The sequence below is a fragment of the Streptomyces sp. WM6386 genome, assembly GCF_000972385.1.
Lineage (GTDB): Bacteria > Actinomycetota > Actinomycetes > Streptomycetales > Streptomycetaceae > Streptomyces.
Genome location: NZ_JXTE01000141.1, coordinates 1 through 3,799 on the forward strand (window position 1 = coordinate 1; position 3,799 = coordinate 3,799).

4 protein-coding genes and 1 riboswitch are annotated in these 3,799 nt (G+C 69.8%); all 4 genes read right to left on the reverse strand.

The window, feature by feature from the left end; genetic code table 11:
• Positions 1–95: 95 nt before the first annotated feature.
• A complete protein-coding gene (locus TN53_RS40000) occupies positions 96–1,547 on the reverse strand; it encodes a glycine hydroxymethyltransferase (RefSeq protein ID WP_046263779.1) in 1,452 nt (483 codons plus the stop codon).
• 41 nt (positions 1,548–1,588) lie between these two features.
• Positions 1,589–1,678, reverse strand: a riboswitch (ZMP/ZTP riboswitch).
• 58 nt (positions 1,679–1,736) lie between these two features.
• Entirely contained in the window at positions 1,737–1,907 is a 171-nt protein-coding gene (locus TN53_RS40005; protein WP_159038251.1) for a hypothetical protein, read from the reverse strand.
• Positions 1,908–1,949: 42 nt separating this feature from the next.
• Positions 1,950–3,134 carry a glutathionylspermidine synthase family protein gene (locus tag TN53_RS40010; protein ID WP_046263781.1) on the reverse strand — a complete coding sequence of 395 codons (1,185 nt, stop codon included), beginning with the start codon at positions 3,132–3,134 and terminating at the stop codon, positions 1,950–1,952.
• A gap of 31 nt (positions 3,135–3,165) precedes the next feature.
• Positions 3,166–3,525: a hypothetical protein gene (locus TN53_RS40015; protein ID WP_046263782.1), complete on the reverse strand. Its 360-nt coding sequence runs from the start codon at positions 3,523–3,525 to the stop codon at positions 3,166–3,168.
• Between the last annotated feature and the right edge of the window lie 274 nt (positions 3,526–3,799).

The window sequence follows — 3,799 nt, forward strand, 5'->3', positions numbered from 1 at the left end:
GGGCCGGCGGGGAGCCGGACCGCCGCGGGAGGGGCCACGTCAGGAACTCATCGATCTGTGAGTCGCCGGTCTTTGACAACTCAAGAGAGCGTTGATCAGCCCAGGTCGATCTCGGGGTACAGCGGGAAGCCGGCCACGAGGTCGGTGGCGCGGTGGGCGATCTCGTCCGCGACCTTGGCGTCGAGGATGTGGGCGGCCTTGGAGGGGGCGCCCGACTTGGTGGTGCCCGGCTCGGTGGTGGTGAGGACGCGCTCGATGAGGCCGGCGACCTCGTCCATCTCGGCGGTGCCCAGGCCACGGGTGGTGAGGGCCGGGGTGCCGATGCGGATGCCGGAGGTGTACCAGGCGCCGTTGGGGTCGGCCGGGATCGCGTTGCGGTTGGTGACGATGCCGGAGTCGAGGAGGGCGGCCTCGGCCTGGCGGCCGGTGAGGCCGTAGGAGGAGGCGACGTCGATCAGGTTGAGATGGTTGTCGGTGCCACCGGTGACGAGGGTGGCGCCGCGTCGCATCAGGCCCTCGGCGAGGGCTCGGGAGTTGTCGACGATGCGCTGGGCGTAGTCCTGGAAGGAGGGCTGACGGGCCTCGGCCAGCGCCACCGCCTTCGCGGCCATGACGTGCGGGAGCGGACCGCCGAGAACCATCGGGCAGCCGCGGTCGACCTGGTCCTTGAGGGAGTCGTCGCACAGGACCATGCCGCCGCGCGGGCCGCGCAGCGACTTGTGGGTGGTGGTGGTGACGATCTGGGCGTGCGGGACCGGGTCGAAGTCGCCGGTCAGCACCTTGCCCGCCACCAGGCCGGCGAAGTGCGCCATGTCCACCATCAGGGTCGCCCCGACCTCGTCGGCGATCTCGCGCATGATGCGGAAGTTCACCAGCCGGGGGTAGGCGGAGTAGCCGGCGACGATGATGAGCGGCTTGAACTCACGGGCGGACAACCGCAACGCCTCGTAGTCGATCAGCCCAGTTGCCGGGTCCGTGCCGTAGGAGCGCTGGTCGAACATCTTGCCGGAGATGTTGGGGCGGAATCCGTGGGTGAGGTGGCCGCCGGCGTCCAGGGACATGCCGAGCATGCGCTGGTTGCCGAAGGCCTGACGGAGCTCGGCCCAGTCGGCGTCGGTGAGGTCGTTGACCTGACGGGCGCCCGCCTTCTCCAGGAAGGGGACCTCGACGCGGTCGGCGAGGACGGACCAGAAGGCGACGAGGTTGGCGTCGATGCCGGAGTGCGGCTGGACGTAGGCGTGGCGGGCGCCGAAGAGCTCCTTGGCGTGCTCGGCGGCGAGCGACTCCACGGTGTCGACGTTGCGACAGCCGGCGTAGAAGCGGCGGCCGATGGTGCCCTCGGCGTACTTGTCGCTGAACCAGTTGCCCATCGCGAGGAGGGTGGCCGGGGAGGCGTAGTTCTCGGAGGCGATCAGCTTGAGCATCTCGCGCTGATCGTGGACCTCCTGGCCGATGGCGTCGGCGACGCGCGGCTCGACGGCGCGGATCACGTCGAGGGCGGCGCGGAAGGCGGTGGACTCGGTGGAGAGGGGCTGCTGCTCCGACATGTGCGGCCTCCGGATGGCGTGGCGGTTGCGGTCACGATTCACGGTTCGGCCCAGGCGCACGGCACTCGGTCACTCACAGGCCGCTCCCCGATGGTCCGTCCCATCCCAGCGCGCCAGTCACGGCCCGTCGGCCACCCTACCGGGCAGCCCGGCCGCGGGAGGCCTCGCGTCCACCATACGAGCGAGGAATCACCCTGCTCCGGGGCCTGGGCGCCGTCCGCGGTCGGCATGGGCGGCTCTGTGCGGCGGGCGGGGACAGGACGGCTTGCGGCCCCAGGCGAGGACCGTGAAGTTGGGGATGCAGGTGGTTCCCCGGAGCTTCGTCAGGGTGATCACCTTCTCGATGTCCGCGTCGCTCACCTCGCCCGTCTCCGTTCGTCGCGGGTCGATCATTCTGTCGCGTCAGAGGATCACGTGGGGCAGGAAGCGCGCGTATTCGTCGGTCACCGGTCCGGACGACTCGCGGATGCCGAGGCCCGCGGAGTCGTCCTCGACGACCCAGGCACCGAGGACGACGCGGTTGCCGTCGAAGTCGGGCAGGAGTGCCAACTCCTGGTAGCAGCAGGGTTCCTCGCGCAGCACGGACGCGGCACCCGGTTCGTGGATCGTCACGCCGGCGCCCTCGCGGCCCAGCAGCGGCTTGGCGACGTACCCCTTCGAATCGGCCAACTCCCGTGGCCCGTCCAGATATGCGGGGAGGAGGTTGGGGTGGCCCGGGTACAGCTCCCAGAGGATCGCGAGGAGCGCCTTGTTGCTCAGCAGCATCTTCCAGGCGGGCTCGATCCACAGGGTGCTGCCCGTTCCGCCGCCGTTGTCGAGGGTGTCGAGGACGTGGTCGGCGAAGCGGTCGGTGGTCAGCCACTCCCAGGGGTAGAGCTTGAAGCAGCTGCGGATGAACCGGAGTTGCTTGTCGACGAAGCGGCTGGACAGCGGGTCCCAGCCGATCTCCTCCATGGAGATCCAGGCGGTGTCCAGGCCGGCCTGCTCGGCGGTCTCCTGGAGATAGGCGACCGTCATGAGGTCCTCGCCGAGTTCGTCGGCCGAGGAGTACGCGAAGTACAGAGGGCTGCCGGGCGGGAGCAGCGCGGCCTGCTTCTTCCACGCGGCGATGAGGCGCTCGTGGAGGGAGTTCCACTGGTCGGCGCCGGGGAAGCGCTCCTCCATCCAGAACCACTGGGGGGAGGCGGCCTCGACGAGGGAGGTGGGGGTGTCGGCGTTGTACTCCAGGAGCTTGGCCGGGCCGGTGCCGTCGTAGCGGAGGTCGAAGCGGCCGTAGACGGAGGGGAGTTCGGCGCGGCGTCGCCAGGCCTCGGCAACCGCGTCCGCGACGCGCGGGTCGGTGATGCCGAGGTCGGCGAAGCGGCCGGTCGTGACGATGTGGTCCGCCGCCCGCAGACACATGAGGTGGAGCTCCTCGACAGCCTCCTCCAGTGCCTCGACCTCGTCGAGGGAGAAGACGTAGTAGGCGCTCTCGTCCCAGTAGGGGCGCAGTGAGTCGTCGGGGTAGCGGGTGAGGGGATAGATGAGTCCCTGCTCCTCGACGGTCTGCTGCCAGCCGGGGCGGGGTTCGGTGGTGCGGCGTTCCATGGTGTGCGTCCGCTCGTCGTCCCGCGTCCGCTCAGCCGCCGCTGCTGCCGCCGGAGCAGCCGAAGCCGCCGCGGTCCACGGCCTCGCTCTTGCTGAAGGTGCCGTAGTCGGCGTGGCCGGAGCTGACGTCGGCGTCGTAGTACCAGGCGGCGTCGGCGGTGCTGGTGTTGCCGGTCTTCTTCTTGCCGCTCTTGCCGTACGAGGAGGAGCCGGAGCTGGAGGAGTTGCAGTTCTTGTCGGCGACGACCTTGTAGCCCTCGTAGGTGTAGCTGTCGCGGTCGACGCAGCGGCGGTCGGGTTCCGAGCCGCAGGACGTGAGTGCCGCCGCGACGACTCCCATGCCGCCGAGCACGACCGTGCTCGAGCGCAGCCGGCGCCGTGTCTCCGCCATTTTCGCGTCTCCCCGTTGTTCGTCTCTGGTTGTTCGTCTTGTTCGTCTCTGGGTTGTCCGGCGGTCAGCCTAGAGATCGGTAATAAGCGCCACGCAGGCACCCCGTCCGTCGCACCCCCTCCCCTAAAGTCCCTTTGTGCTCTTTGGGATGGTGTGTGCGCTTGGTGCGGCGGTCTGTTTCGGTACCGCGACGGTGTTGCAGGCGGTTGCCGCGCGGGCGGTGGGCGGCGGGGGCGGTGGGGAGGCGGCGCTGCTGCTGCGGGCGGTGCGGCAG

Excerpts from the sequence above, each read along its gene's own strand:
- TN53_RS40015 (WP_046263782.1), bottom strand. The coding sequence starts at position 3,525 with ATGGCGGAGACACGGCGCCGGCTGCGCTCGAGCACGGTCGTGCTCGGC.
- TN53_RS40010 (WP_046263781.1), bottom strand. The coding sequence starts at position 3,134 with ATGGAACGCCGCACCACCGAACCCCGCCCCGGCTGGCAGCAGACCGTC.
- TN53_RS40000 (WP_046263779.1), bottom strand. The coding sequence starts at position 1,547 with ATGTCGGAGCAGCAGCCCCTCTCCACCGAGTCCACCGCCTTCCGCGCC.